Source organism: Armatimonadota bacterium (genome assembly GCA_022563855.1).
GTDB lineage: Bacteria > Armatimonadota > Fimbriimonadia > Fimbriimonadales > Fimbriimonadaceae > JADFMN01.
Window position 1 is genome coordinate 41,502 of the sequence record JADFMN010000008.1, and the last position, 13,462, is coordinate 54,963.

A 13,462-nucleotide genomic window follows, 5' to 3' on the forward strand; every position below is an offset into this window, starting at 1 on the left:
CCATGACGACGTCCGGCAGCCCCGCCGATCCTTGCCGATGCCGTTCGGCGCTCAATTTTCATCCTTTGTAAAGACGAGGTTCTTCACGGGGTTGTCTGATGTATCGACGCTCTCCAAAGTCTTCCTGTCCTTAGAAACAGAAAGAACTATAGGCTCCTGAAGCACCCCTTCCGGACTGGAAGAATCACCGTTCGGCTGCTCGGGCTCGACGGGCGTCAGGGTCACCTGGTTCTCGTGCAACTCCCATGTGCCCTCTAGCACATTCATCAATCGAAACGTATGGTCCGGATTCAAGTATAGGCGCGGTTTGCGCTTCTCGTCCAACTCCATCAGCTTTGCCAGCCCTTCGACGATCCGTTTTTCGCGATCGCTCAGCCCCTTGGTCGCCTCCTCCATCGCAAGATCTGAAACTTGCGCATTGCCGACCCACACCCCTTCAACGTCCGCATCCGTCGTGCTTCGACAGCCAACCATGCAGAAGCAAGTGATGATGCAAACTACTAACAACGCGCGGGATTTCATTTTCGTATCGCCGTGATAATCGAATCGCTTGATGATTTCATAATTACCTTGCAAAAAGGTTCATTCCTGCAAACCCCTTGGACACTACCGTGCCGTTCGGGGCGTCCTGAAAAGTCGCAACTAGCACAATGACCCATATGCCGGTCAGGACGATGCAGGCGGGAGTCCATCGCGAGCCTGCCTGGCGATATGCCCGTACTCCCATGCCGACGCTCGCCGCGAAAAAAACCACTCCAATGACGCCAGCGATCCAGTATGTGACCTTCGCCACGGTCTTCCAATCCTCACGGAATTTGCATTGCAGCACCGTGGCTTCGTCGGATGACTGGGGCAGGTCGGCTGCCCTCGGAATGTTGGCGTATGCGTTGGGACTCACGATCAGCGTTGCCATAACACCTGGCCCTTGGCCGAAATACACGGAGATAATCAGGAATTGGAATGCCAAGGCAATCGGCGTCCACAAGAAACGCCTCCGCTGCAGCCAACGTGTGCGAAGTTGATCTTCTACGCCATCGACAAGAACGATTACCTCGCTCGGCTCGTCCAGCGATTTCGCCACGCGGAGCGCTTCCCGGCGCGAGTAAGGACCGTGTATGACGCCTGATGACAATTTAACTCCGTAGTCCATACGCCTTTGGCTCTAAAGGTACCCATTTTGTGGACGCACCAAGCTAACCTGACCAGATAACCCAAGCACAAGGTCGACGGTTCGGCCGCAAACCCGCAAAAAGCGCGCCGCATCGCCCAGCGACCTAATACTTGACAAAGTATTCCAGTATAATGAGGTCAGCCATCGATATCCGGTGGCTGAGTTAGCTGTGAAAGAATCTCCCGCATACGAATCCGACGACGAACTACTTGAAAGCGTAGCAGAGGGCGAGTACAAGTGGGGCTTCGTGTCGGACGTGGAGTCTGACACCCTCCCTCCCGGCCTCAACGAAGACACCGTCCGGTTCATCTCCGCCAAGAAGGAGGAGCCGCAGTGGATGCTCGATTTCCGGCTGAAGGCGTTCGCGAAGTTCCAGACCATGTCCCTGCCCAAGTGGCCGAACATCACCTACAAGCTACCGGACCTTCAGAAGATCAGCTTCTACTCGGAGCCGAAGCAGAAGCCGACGCTCGATTCGCTCGACGACGCTGATCCAGAGCTCATCCGCACGTTTGAGAAGCTCGGAATCCCCCTCCAGGAGCAGAAGATGCTGGCGGGCGTCGCTGTGGACGCGGTGTTCGACTCTGTGTCCGTGGCCACCACCTTCAAAGACAAGCTTGCGGAGGACGGCATCATCTTCTGCCCGATCAGCGAGGCGATCCGCGAGCACCCTGAGCTTGTCCAAAAGTATCTCGGCTCGGTCGTTCCTTATAGCGACAACTACTTCGCAACCCTGAACACCGCCGTGTTCTCGGACGGCTCGTTCGTCTATGTGCCGAAGGGCGTTCGTTGTCCGATGGAGCTGTCCACGTACTTCCGGATCAACGCGATGAACACCGGTCAGTTCGAGCGCACGCTGATCATCTGCGATGAAGGCGCTTACGTCTCGTATCTCGAAGGGTGCACCGCGCCGATGCGCGACGAGAACCAGCTGCACGCCGCGGTGGTGGAGCTTGTGGCCTTGACGGACGCGACGATCAAGTATTCGACCGTGCAAAACTGGTACCCCGGCGACCCGAAAACCGGCAAGGGCGGCATCTTCAACTTCGTCACCAAGCGCGGAATCTGCAAGGGCGACCGCTCTAAGATCACCTGGACGCAGGTCGAGACCGGGTCGGCGATCACCTGGAAGTACCCGTCTTGCATCTTGAAAGGCGACGACTCGATCGGCGAGTTTTACTCCGTCGCCTTGACTGCGAACCACCAGCAGGCCGACACCGGCACCAAGATGATCCACATCGGCAAGCGCACCAAATCGACTATCGTGTCAAAGGGTATTGCCGCCGGGTTCGGACAGAACACCTACCGCGGGCTGGTCAAGATCAACGCCGGCGCGGACAACGCGCGGAACTACTCGGTCTGCGACTCGATGCTGATGGGCGACCGCTGCGGCGCGCACACTTTCCCTTATATCGAGGTCAAGAACAACACCGCCAAAATGGAGCACGAAGCGACAACCTCCAAGATCGGCGAGGATCAGATGTTCTACTTCGCTCAGCGTGGGATTTCCGAAGAGGACGCCGTGAACATGATCGTGTCGGGCTTCTGCAAGGACGTGTTCCAGATCCTTCCGATGGAATTTGCTGTGGAGGCGCAGGCTTTGTTGGCGATCAGTCTGGAAGGAAGCGTCGGCTAGACTCGTTGTCGCCGTAGACGAGGCGGTCCGCCGCGCGTAAAGAGCGAAGCACGCTTGCAGTGTCGGCTACCGTCCGAACTTCTTTGGCATCAGGGTCGGACTTCCCCAGTCCGTTCTGATCTCGTTTTTTTCGCGCAGCTTCGCGTCGAGTCGAAACCTCTGGGACGGGATCGAGGTCCGCACCTCGTTCGAAACGACTTCGTCTTTTCCGAACTTGTAATGCCATCGCACCCAGGTCTTGACCGAGCCTTGGGGAATGGTCACATTCCACTTCCAACCGTGCCCGGGAGGAAGCTGGACACGGTGGTAGCTGTTGCCACACGTATACCATGGCAAGTACTCGATCGGTTTCCACTCGCCCTTAGCGTCCTTTGCCTCCAGCCATGCGAGAATGCGACTGTCGCCAGCGTAAAACCAAGCTGCCGTATTACCTCCGTTCGCGAGGGTGAAGGACAAGCCGGTCTTGGTTTTCTTCAAGAGTGCCCGCACACCGATGTCAGGAAGCTCACCGCTCGGAAGAACGACGGGAACGTTCTCGGACGTTCCAAATCCGCCCGCAGCTTCTAAGTCCCCCGCCGCTGAACCCGCTATGTACTGAGCCATTTGCATGGTGCGCAGATCGGGCGTCGCGGGCTCTTGGTCGCCGATCGTAGCGAAGAGCAAGAACTGCAGGATCGTAATCATTGTTTCTAGCTCCTTGATGTCTCCACCCGGCAGAATCGTTCAATTCTTAAAGCGATCAGCCGCCGGATCGGCGAAATCCGTTCCCGTGCAGCCGAAGAGCAGGGAGCTGGTCGAGGCCGCGTGGCACGTGAAGGGGCTAGACCGTGATGAACTCCGACTTCAAAGATCTGCTTTCTATTCTGGACCGACACGACGTTAGGCACCTCGTCGCAACCGCCCACGACCCACCGATAAACCAGATATCATATGCCTATGAGGCAAAGGCGAACCTCAAGCGGAGAGTCCATCGCAATGGCGAGTGCGCTGCTGAAATCTGGCGGCTCTGAAACGGGCTGGAGCGGGCTCTTTGGGGATCGGTTCGCACCCGCGGGGCTTCGGCATTACGAAGGGGCGATTGACGAAGCGACGGAGGCGAGGCTGGCGAAATGGATCGATGAGCAGCCTTGGATAGAAGACTTGTCGCGGCGTGTGCAGCACTACGGTTGGCGGTATGACTATCGGGCGCGCGGGATCACGTCGGATGCCCATCTCGGCCCGCTTCCCCACCCGTTGAAGGAGCTAGCGGATGGGTTTGTCGCGCGAGGGTTTCTGGGTGAGCAACCCGACCAAGCTATCGTAAACGAGTACCTCCCAGGGCAGGGGATCGCCGCTCATATCGACTGCGCACCTTGCTTCGGGGAAGAGAGCGCGACGCTTTCGCTGCTGGACTCCTACCCGATGGAGTTCAGCCGCCCATCGACCGACGAGTCTTGCACCGTGTGGCTGGCACAGCGAAGCCTCTGCGTGATGGCGGGCGAATGCCGTTGGTCTTGGCGGCACGGAATCGCAAAGCGGAAGAGCGATCCGGTTTCGGGCGGTGGACGCAAGTCGCGCGGACGCAGAGTATCCATCACGTTCCGGCGCGTCGTGATTTCACGCGGCGCTAAAGCGCCTGCCTGTGTCAATGCGTGAGCCCGTTAAAGCGGTGATAAATCGCCGCGCTCCAAAATCGCTGCGGCTCCGTTTCGACCGTGCGCTACACTATCAGTTATGCACCGTCGGCGGTTTCCGTTTTACGCGCTGTTCCTTGTCGCGCTCTGCGCTGGGTGCGGCAGGGCCGCTGACCTCGAACCGATCGCCACAGACGATGAGCCGTCGTACTCGTCGTTCGGCGTGTGGCTAGAGGGAGAGAACTGGGACGGAACCGGATCGCTCTGGGTGGAAGTCGGCGGCGAAGAAAACCTGATCGCAGACAACGCCTTGAGCTGGTGGACTTCGGAGAATCGCGAAACCATCTACTACAGCTACCGGCACGGCAGGTCGGGGTACGAGGCCGAAGGCGAGGGATTGATGCGATACGACGTCGCGAGCAAGAGAAGCGATCTGGTCTTCGACGACGACGTGATGATCCTGGACGTCTTAGAGGAATTGACTGCCAGCGGTCGCACTGTGTTGATCGTCGAGATGACCGACGGCGGCCTGGGCGCGCCGACGGTGGCGATCGCCGATCCAGACCGGGGCCGCGTGTTCAGAGAGAACATCGGATCAGTGGCGCATCGCGGCGACGGAAAGGTCGCGATTGCGACGTACACGGCCCACGCCATCGCCGATTCGGAGGGCGTGCTGCCGGAGCCCGAGTCGACGACGGTGTACGACCTGGACGAGCTGTTGGAACGCCCCGCAGACCGTGAGATTCTGTACCCGTGGCCGCCTGAGGACTAGGATTCCGTACGGAAATCTCCAGTTTTGGCGTACTATAGAAGCGGTATGAACCGAACCGTCATCGCCGTCGTGGTCGTCCTCGGACTCGCACTGCTCGCGTTCGCGCAGAGCCGTCGAAACCAGGAAAACATCACGTACAACGGAATCGCCGTCGAGAACAAGAGCCCCGAGCGAAAGGACAAGGTAGTGCTCAGCGACGAAGAGTGGAAGGAGAAGCTGACGACGGCTCAGTACAAAATTCTGCGAAGGAAGGGCACCGAAGCCGCGTTCTGCAGTCCGTTCCTCGACAACCACAAGATCGGCGTCTACCGGTGCGCGGGGTGCGACCTGCCGCTGTTCGCGACCGACGCAAAGTTCGCCAGCGGCACCGGATGGCCGGCGTTCTTCCAGCCGGTCGAACGCAAAAACCTGTGGCTGAAAATGGATCGCAGTTTCGGAATGACCCGCTTGGAGATCTTGTGCTCGCGCTGTGACGGCCACCTCGGCCACCTGTTCACCGACGGCCCCAAGGATGAGACCGGCTTGCGGTACTGCATCAACGGCGAGTCGCTTAATTTCAAAGAGAAGAAGCGCTAGACCACCGAGGCGGTGCCGCCCTCGCGCTTCTCTACTTCTGGCGGGGTTTCGCCATCCCAAGTCGATGCGTCAGACGGCATCTTCGGCGTGATCGGCTCGCTGAAAACCCGTTCCGTCCTGCGTCTTTTTCGCGGAGTCGCAGCGACAGGTTCGACGATCGGCTCGGCGCTTTCGACGATCAGGCCCGTGCCCGCGTTGCTGGCCAGCACGACCGGACGGGGGAGGCGCGAAAGCATCTGCGTGGTCGTCACGAAACGGTACCCCTGCTCTGTCAACCGCCTCAAAATCTCCGGCAGCGCTGCGGCAGTGTCCGGCGAATCGTGCAGCAGAATCACGCTGCCGTTGTTAACCTCTCGCATGATCCGCGCGACGATCGCCTCTGGTTCCATCGGAACGTAGTCGCCGGCAGCCACGTTCCAGTGGATCGTCGCGTAGCCGAGGTCCTGCGCAAGCCGGAGGACGTCGTCGTTGTAACGCATCCCGGGCGGCCGCATCAGGTTCATGTGCGATCCGGTCGCCGCGACGAACGCCTGCTCGCACTTTTCCAGCTCGTCGCGAGCCTGTGCCAGAGTGAGCGTTGGAAGGCGAGGGTGCGAATACGTGTGGTTGCCGACCTCGTGTCCGTCGAGCAGCATGCGCCGGATCAGCTCGGGTCGGTCTTCGACGTGTTTTCCGATGACGAAGAACGTCGCCTGGGCGCCGTGCTGCGCCAGGGCGTCGAGAATCTGCTCGGTCGATTCCCCGTACGGCCCGTCGTCGAAAGTAAGAGCGACCTCGCGCAGATTCGGGTTGCCGCGTACCAAGAGGTCTCCGCGAAGCTCGTAGGTTTCGTCCGCACCGACTACGACACGCAGCTGGCGGTAGCCGTAGTACGACCCAAAAAGCCCGAGGAACACCAAAAACGGCGTCCACGGCGACGACACGAACCTATGATGTGGTTTCCAGCGCAATCCCAACTCCCACTGAACGAACGCGCGACGGATCGAGGCGTTTCTATTTGAACATTCCGAGACAGAACAAACATAATGGGGCATGAAGCGCATTAGGCTCCGTTGGTCGCTCGCTCTGCTGGCCCTTTTTGTCGTCGCCGTCGCACAGGCGCAGTACACGAAGTACGAGTACATGATCCCGATGCGCGACGGGGTCAAGCTCCACACGGCCGTGTACGTGCCGACCGACAAACCGGGGCTGCACCCGATCCGACTGACAAGGACGCCGTACAGCTGCCGTCCGTACGGAGAGGCGATGAGGAGCGGCCACGGAGGCTCACAGAAGTTCGTCGATGCCGGATACATCTTCGCCTACCAGGACGTGAGGGGAAAGTACATGTCCGAGGGTGAGTTCGTCGACATCCGCCCGAACAACCTCTTCTACCTGAGCAAGTACGACGTGGACGAATCGACCGACACGTGGGACACGATCGAGTGGCTGGTCAACAAGGTGCCGGACAACAACGGTCGCGTCGGCATGGTCGGAACCTCCTACCCCGGCTTTTACACAGCGATCGGCGCGGTGAATTCGCATCCTGCTTTGAAGGCCGTCAGCCCGCAGGCACCGGTGAGCGAGTGGTTCATGGGCGACGACTTCAACCACAACGGCGCCCCTTTCATTTGGGATCTGTTCAAGTTCATGATCAACTTCGGCCAGCCAAGGCCGGAGCCGAGCCCGAACGGCACGCGCGGTCCGAGCTACGAGACTGGCGGAGACTGGTACAAGTTCTTCCTCGACTTGGGCCCGCTGAGCAACATCGACAAGCTGTACTACAAAGGCAACGTCAAGTTCTGGACCGACTTCCAGTCGCACCCGAACTTCGACGAGTGGTGGCAAGCGCGGAGTCTCCCCAATCGCATGACCGGCGTCAAGTGCGCCGTCATGACGGTGGGTGGGTGGTTCGACGCGGAGGACGCGTACGGCGCGCAGGCCATTTACCGAGGCACGGAAAGGCTCAACCCCGGCATCTATAACACAGTCGTGCTAGGCCCCTGGTCGCACGGCATGTGGGGGCGCTCAACCGGACGGACCTTCGGAGACATGGACTGGGGGTCAGACACGAGCACGTTCTTCCGCGAGGAGATCGAGTTCCCGTTCTTCGACGCGTTCTTGCGCGGTGACGGCAATCCGGACTTGCCGGAGGCTTATATGTTCGACAGCGGCGCTAAGAAGTGGTCGAAGTTCGACGAGTGGCCACCGGCGGCTGCGACGGAGACCAAACTGTTCTTCCGCCGCGGCAAGTCGTTGACGATCGACGACGCGCCGAAAACAGCGCAGGGCTTCGACCAGTACGTCAGCGATCCTGCTCGGCCGGTGCCGAGCGAGGGCGGAGTGCTAGCCCGCCGCACGGCCACGTACATGATCAACGACCAGCGGTTCGCGGCTGGCCGACCCGACGTCCTGGTCTACCAGACCGAAACTCTCGAAGAAGACGTGACGCTTGCCGGTCCGGTGTTCGCCGATCTGTTTATTGAGCTGTCCACGACCGATGCAGACTTCGTCGTCAAGTTGATCGACGTCTTCCCGCCGGATGCTGGCGACACGCTGGCGAACTACCAGATGCTGGTGCGCGCCGAGATATTCCCTGCCAGGTACCGGTACAGCTTCCAAAACCCGAAGCCGATGCCGGTGGGAGAAGTGGAGCTGGTCAGCTACGAGCTGCCGGGCGTGTTCCACACGTTCAAGAAAGGGCACAAGATCATGGTGCAGGTGCAGTCGTCGTGGTTCCCGCTCGCCGCGATGAACCCGCAGACCTTCGTCGATATCTTCAAAGCCAAAGCCAGCGACTACGTCAAGAGCACGGTAAGAATCCACCGCAACGCGATCAATCCGTCGGCGGTTCGCGTCGGGAGGTTAGCAAGCTGATATGGAATTTGAGCGGTTCTCACCGAGTGGCGAGCTGATCGAAGTCCGCACGACCTGGTTTGGGGATCGGGTTTTTGGGGTCGTACAGGGCGGCGGCGCGATCGCCGGTTACGGTTGGGCGTTCTGGAGCATCAAGGCGCTGGAAGCAGATCAGAGTCGCGCGTACCAAAACCCGGACTTCATCTCGAACAGAGCTATTCCGTATCCGGGCGCGTACAACTTCAACGAGGCAGGGCAATTCACACCGGACTATCGTGGAGTCTTGCTGATCCTGACCACGCTCGCCATCGTGCATCTGGTGGCCGCAGCCGGGCTGTTCCGTGGCAGCAGGTTCGCGATGATCTGTGCTGTTCCGCTCGCCTTCCTGGCTGCGGCGTACGCCTACATCGACGGCGGCATTTCGTCCATTGCGGCGGTTGCCGCGATTCTCTGCGCTCTGTATTCGCTCGGCAGGCTGTTCGGCTGGATCGGACCGAAGGCAGAGCGCATACCGACAGAAGGGTAGCGCGTCGTTCCCGGCGCTCGCGCCGTCTGTTCGGTTGTATGTTCAAATGGCTGGAGCCGCTGTTCATCGCACAGGTCCTGGTCTGCGCGTTCTTCGCCGCGTGCTTCATTCAGTCAGGGTTCGATAAGATCTTCGACTGGAAGGGGAACCTCGACTGGATTCAAGGGCACTTCGCCAAGACGCCGTTCGCGAAGTTCGTTCCGCTGCTGCTGTTCAAAATCACCGTAATCGAGGTAGGCGCCGGGTTGGTGTGCGCTGTGGGAGTGGTCGGGATGTTCATCGAGGGCTGGGAAAAGATTGCCGGGCTTGGAATCGGGCTGGCTTGCCTGGCCTTGCTGATGCTGTTCACCGGCCAGCGGTTTGCTAAGGACTACGTCGGCGCGCACGTGCTCGCGACTTACTTCGGCGTGGCGATTCTCGGGCTTTACCTTCACTCCATTTGATTTAGCAGGTCGTTTCAGATGATCGTCAAGAGTTTGGAGATGCACATACGGCTGCCGGGGTGCAGGTCGCTGAAGGAGAAGCGACACGTGATCAAGCCGCTGATCGAACGCGCCAAAAGGAGCTTCGGCGTCACGATCTGCGAGGTCGGCGACCTCGATATCTGGAACGCCTCTACGGTGGGCGCCGCCGCAGTGTCCAACGACGCCCTACACGCCCACCAGGTGTTGGAATCGGTGCTCGAGTCGTTTGACGAGTGCCCCGAAATCGAGATCTTGCATCACGCAATCGAACAGGCGTGACTGCCCTGCGCCGCATTTCTGCTTGTCGGAGAACCAAACCAGACGTACAATGACTTCCATGCAGAGGATTGCGTGGACAGTGGGTTCGGTCGTGGCTTCCGCGATCCTGCTTGTGCTCGCCTTGCCTCCCGCAGATGTTTACTACCTAGGTTTCATCGCGCTGATCCCGGTGTTCTTGGCCGTTCGCGGCCGTGGTTTCGCGGTCGGCTTTGCCTCCGGCATGGGCGTGCTGGTGCTGGGGTCTTTCATCACGCGGTGGGGCTGGTTCTATGAGAAGAGCCTGGTAGACGGCGACCCCGCGTGGAACCACCTCGGGTTTGCGCTGTTCGGCATCGCGGTGGGGATGACGTGCGCCTTGGTCGGCGAGTGCAAGCGCGTCGACAAATGGACGCCTTGGCTGATCGCCGCGTGGGCCGTGCTGTTCGAAGCGTGCCTGCTCGTCTACCTTCCTGCACATCTTGGGCTGACCCAGTACCGCGTGTTCCCTGCCATGAAGCTCGCGTCGATCTTCGGGATTTGGGGGGTGTCGTACTTCGTGTGGGTGATCAACCTGCAGCTCATGATCGCGGTGCAGAAGAAGAAGAACACGACCCTCGCAGTTTGCGGTGTTGTGTTAGGCCTGTATCTCGGAATGGGCGCGATGCTGGGGAATCCTAGACTTGGAGAGATGACCGTTGCCGCGGTGCAAGACGACACGATGTTTCTCGATGATCTGGCAGAGTGGAATCGAGAAGCGACCGATCGCGGCGCGACTATAGTCGTCTGGCCGGAACTGAGCGCTACGACCGCAGCCCCGCGTGGCGAAACAGAACGCCTCGTCGAGATTGCGCAACAAGACGATCAGGCGCCGTTCATCACGACGTTCAAAGATGCCGCTTCTCCCAAACCACACAACGTCGCGGCGCTGTTCAGCAAAGATGGCGAGCTGGTTCGGTACAACAAGCGCAAGCCGTTCGGCGGCGAGCGAAACAAGGTTACGGCAGGATCTGAACCGGCTGCGGCGACGGTCGGCGGCGTCACATACGGTCTTAACATCTGCTTCGATTCGTGCTTCCCGTCGGTCATGCGAGACACTGCGTCTCTGGACGACGTGGAGGTCATCCTTCTGCCGACGCTCGACCCCATCGCGCCTTTTGGAACGATGCAGGCCATCCACGCGGCCTACACGCCTTTCCGCGCGGCGGAGCTCGGCATCCCGATCATCAGAGCCGACATAACCGCGTACTCGATGATCGTCGACGCGCGCGGAGTGATCGTCGCCGAGGCCGGCTCCGGAACAAAGGAGGTGCTGATCGGAACGATCACGCCGGACAGCCGCAACACCATCTACCGAAGGTTCGGAGATTGGTTCCTATACCTCTGCGGGCTCGCAGCGATTGCCGGGATCGTGGCCGGTAGAAGGAAGAAGCCTCAACCTGGCGAATCCAACGCCCGTACCGTAGAGTAAGGCAAATGGAGATTGATCTGAGTCTTGATATCAAGCAGTGCCTAACGCCTTGGCGCAAATTAAAACGGCGGCACCAGCTACGTGAAGCTAACGTTCCTGGGCTGATTGTCTACTCCCTTCCTCGCGTTGCGCTGATAGCGTGGTTCCTTCAGGACATTGCGGCTTGGTCGACCGCCTTAGCTCCACTCACGATGATCTGGGGAGCCGCGGCCATAGTTGCAACGCTGACGCTTTTGTTCTTCCTAGTCTCTGACTTGCGAAACATGGTAGGGAACGAGGAAGCGACGCCGATTATCGTTGGGTCGGCCTTCTACGCAGTATCAGTAATTCCCCTCATACTTGGCTTGCTCCCCTATGCGTTCGCTCTAGTCGTTCTCTCAGAATGCGTTAACGGCTTCTTGCGCAACTGGAAGAAGGCTCGGTTAAGAAGCATCGTCTGGTTATTCGGACACATCGGCTGCGCTGCCGCCGGATTCATTGGGTCTATTCTGCTTTTGGCTTTGAGCGTCTTGGTCGATGCGATCTCTCTTTTGATCCGACCTTGGCGCTTGGAGTCGATCGTTAAATCGAAGCCCAACAAGGGTGAGTTTCTACAGGATCGTGCGACTTGCTCTGCGGCTGGCGGATGAAACACGACAGCAATACTAGGCGCGTGCCGCTTGGCTAGAGAGTACGAACAACTGAAGATGCACTTGGACGCGATGCACGAGACTGGCGACGTCTCAACCGATGAGGTCGCGTACTGGCGATCGCTTCTCCATATTATTGAAGGCGAATATGACTTCGCCCTGCAGGTTCCGAAGCCATCGAAATTCATGCGACCGAGATTTGAGTTCCTCCAGGCTCTCGCCTTGGCAAGGCAGTCCCAATTCGACAAGGCGAGCGAGACGGTTAAAGCGATCGATCATCGACGATTCGTCTCCGAGTTCGACAAAGGACTGGTCTATTTGGCCATGGACCAGTCTGTCGATGCCGTGAATCTGTTCGATGCCGTGAACTCGCAGTATCAGCGCCCGCTGGCGCTTGAGAAGTCGGCGGAAATATTCTCGAAAGCTGGCCTTCATCAAGCGGCTGGTGACTGTTACGCACTTGCGGTCAAGCATCAGCCGTTTGTTGATTACAGACTAATCGTCTTGGCGTCGTTCGCCTATCGCCGTGCGGGGGATGCTGAGATGGCAGCTCGATTCGAACGACTGGCAGATGCTGTTTGACTGATCCTGCCCAGACCCACATCGACTAATCAAGTAGCCTGTAGACAGGTACACAATGAAGGCCATCGTCGGCGTCGGATATATGAAGCAGTGCCTCGCTGGAGTAGATATCTTTGCCCGACTCCGCTTCCCCAAATCAGAGGCGGTTCTCGTGCACGCCGTCGAGCCGGTCTTGCCTGACGGCGGGTTCATGCCAACGGCGGCGATCAACCCGATCACCGAGATCCAGACTCAGCGGCAGCGGGACGGCGAAAACCGGATGGCCGAGGTGGCTGCAGAGCTACAAAAGCTCGGGATACCTTCGCGGTCGGTGACGAGGTTCGGCAATCCCGCGCACGAAATCACTGAGGTTGCGCGTGAGGAAACCGCCGACCTGATCATCTCAGGATCGAGCAAGAAGGGCAAGCTCGAGAGCTTTTTCATGGGGTCCGTAACGCGCGCGCTGGTCGTCGACGCCCAGCGGAGTTTCCTCGTCGGAAAGCGCGGTGTTGACGGTGACAAGATCGACGCGGTTTTCGCCACCGACCACTCTGAATACTCACAGAAGTGCCTTGCAAAGTTGATCGAGTTGGCGCCCGGCAGGTTCGGAAAGATCACCGTTGTCTCTGCCAACACGGTGGACGCGAATCTGCACGACCTGCTGCAATTGGCCAGTCAGGAGAGCAACGAGACCATTTCGATGAACGACTTCATGTTGGAAAAGAACGACGAGGTGTGCGAAAAGTTGCAGCCGATCTGCGACGAGGTCTCGTCGGTAGTGCTGCGCGGGCATGTGAACGACGTCATCAACTCGGTCATGGAGGACGCCCGCGCCGACCTGCTCATCTTGGGCGCGCACGGGCACGGCTTCATTAAGCGTCTCCTTGTCGGTTCGACTTCGATGCACATGGTCGGAAGCGAGCCGTGGAACGTGCTCGTAATCAGGGTGTAAC

General features: G+C 59.2%; 16 protein-coding genes. 12 read left to right on the forward strand and 4 right to left on the reverse strand.

Annotated elements, in window-relative coordinates; genetic code table 11:
• Positions 1–51: 51 nt before the first annotated feature.
• Positions 52–474, reverse strand: coding sequence for a hypothetical protein (locus IH944_10530; GenBank protein MCH7904986.1), 423 nt, complete (start codon positions 472–474; stop codon positions 52–54).
• 91 nt (positions 475–565) lie between these two features.
• Positions 566–1,081 carry a hypothetical protein gene (locus IH944_10535; protein MCH7904987.1) on the reverse strand — a complete coding sequence of 172 codons (516 nt, stop codon included), beginning with the start codon at positions 1,079–1,081 and terminating at the stop codon, positions 566–568.
• A gap of 259 nt (positions 1,082–1,340) precedes the next feature.
• Here IH944_10535 and sufB point away from each other — a divergent pair, with 259 nt between their 5' ends.
• Positions 1,341–2,807 carry a Fe-S cluster assembly protein SufB gene (sufB, locus tag IH944_10540; GenBank protein MCH7904988.1) on the forward strand — a complete coding sequence of 489 codons (1,467 nt, stop codon included), beginning with the start codon at positions 1,341–1,343 and terminating at the stop codon, positions 2,805–2,807.
• Between the two features lie 66 nt (positions 2,808–2,873).
• Here sufB and IH944_10545 read toward each other — a convergent pair whose 3' ends face one another.
• Positions 2,874–3,491, reverse strand: coding sequence for a hypothetical protein (locus IH944_10545; GenBank protein ID MCH7904989.1), 618 nt, complete (start codon positions 3,489–3,491; stop codon positions 2,874–2,876).
• 252 nt (positions 3,492–3,743) lie between these two features.
• Here IH944_10545 and IH944_10550 point away from each other — a divergent pair, with 252 nt between their 5' ends.
• The 3 genes from IH944_10550 (at position 3,744) to msrB (ending at position 5,768) form a co-directional block, all read left to right on the forward strand.
• Positions 3,744–4,442 carry an alpha-ketoglutarate-dependent dioxygenase AlkB gene (locus tag IH944_10550; GenBank protein MCH7904990.1) on the forward strand — a complete coding sequence of 233 codons (699 nt, stop codon included), beginning with the start codon at positions 3,744–3,746 and terminating at the stop codon, positions 4,440–4,442.
• A 78-nt stretch (positions 4,443–4,520) separates the two neighbouring features.
• Complete coding sequence (locus tag IH944_10555) at positions 4,521–5,192, forward strand: hypothetical protein (protein MCH7904991.1); 672 nt, start codon at positions 4,521–4,523, stop codon at positions 5,190–5,192.
• A 45-nt stretch (positions 5,193–5,237) separates the two neighbouring features.
• Positions 5,238–5,768 (forward strand): peptide-methionine (R)-S-oxide reductase MsrB, encoded by a 531-nt coding sequence (gene msrB / locus IH944_10560; GenBank protein MCH7904992.1) that lies wholly within the window; start codon positions 5,238–5,240, stop codon positions 5,766–5,768.
• Here the strand turns inward: msrB and IH944_10565 are convergent.
• Complete coding sequence (locus tag IH944_10565) at positions 5,765–6,691, reverse strand: polysaccharide deacetylase family protein (GenBank protein MCH7904993.1); 927 nt, start codon at positions 6,689–6,691, stop codon at positions 5,765–5,767. The genes msrB and IH944_10565 overlap by 4 nt on opposite strands.
• Positions 6,692–6,800: 109 nt before the next feature.
• Here IH944_10565 and IH944_10570 point away from each other — a divergent pair, with 109 nt between their 5' ends.
• Genes IH944_10570 through IH944_10605 form a run of 8 tightly spaced genes read left to right on the forward strand, consistent with a single transcriptional unit; the run spans position 6,801 to position 13,461 of the window.
• Entirely contained in the window at positions 6,801–8,624 is a 1,824-nt protein-coding gene (locus tag IH944_10570) for a CocE/NonD family hydrolase (GenBank protein MCH7904994.1), read from the forward strand.
• Position 8,625: 1 nt separating this feature from the next.
• Complete coding sequence (locus tag IH944_10575; GenBank protein ID MCH7904995.1) at positions 8,626–9,129, forward strand: hypothetical protein; 504 nt, start codon at positions 8,626–8,628, stop codon at positions 9,127–9,129.
• A gap of 38 nt (positions 9,130–9,167) precedes the next feature.
• Positions 9,168–9,572: a DoxX family protein gene (locus IH944_10580; protein ID MCH7904996.1), complete on the forward strand. Its 405-nt coding sequence runs from the start codon at positions 9,168–9,170 to the stop codon at positions 9,570–9,572.
• 18 nt (positions 9,573–9,590) lie between these two features.
• Positions 9,591–9,872 (forward strand): DUF503 domain-containing protein, encoded by a 282-nt coding sequence (locus IH944_10585; GenBank protein ID MCH7904997.1) that lies wholly within the window; start codon positions 9,591–9,593, stop codon positions 9,870–9,872.
• A 58-nt stretch (positions 9,873–9,930) separates the two neighbouring features.
• Positions 9,931–11,319 (forward strand): hypothetical protein, encoded by a 1,389-nt coding sequence (locus tag IH944_10590; GenBank protein ID MCH7904998.1) that lies wholly within the window; start codon positions 9,931–9,933, stop codon positions 11,317–11,319.
• 5 nt (positions 11,320–11,324) lie between these two features.
• On the forward strand, positions 11,325–11,948 hold the full coding sequence (locus tag IH944_10595; protein MCH7904999.1) for a hypothetical protein: 624 nt from the start codon (positions 11,325–11,327) through the stop codon (positions 11,946–11,948).
• 30 nt (positions 11,949–11,978) lie between these two features.
• A complete protein-coding gene (locus tag IH944_10600) occupies positions 11,979–12,530 on the forward strand; it encodes a hypothetical protein (protein MCH7905000.1) in 552 nt (183 codons plus the stop codon).
• A gap of 55 nt (positions 12,531–12,585) precedes the next feature.
• The gene (locus IH944_10605) at positions 12,586–13,461 is read left to right on the forward strand and encodes a universal stress protein (GenBank protein MCH7905001.1); all 876 of its coding nucleotides are present in this window, start codon (positions 12,586–12,588) and stop codon (positions 13,459–13,461) included.
• Position 13,462 lies beyond the last annotated feature (1 nt).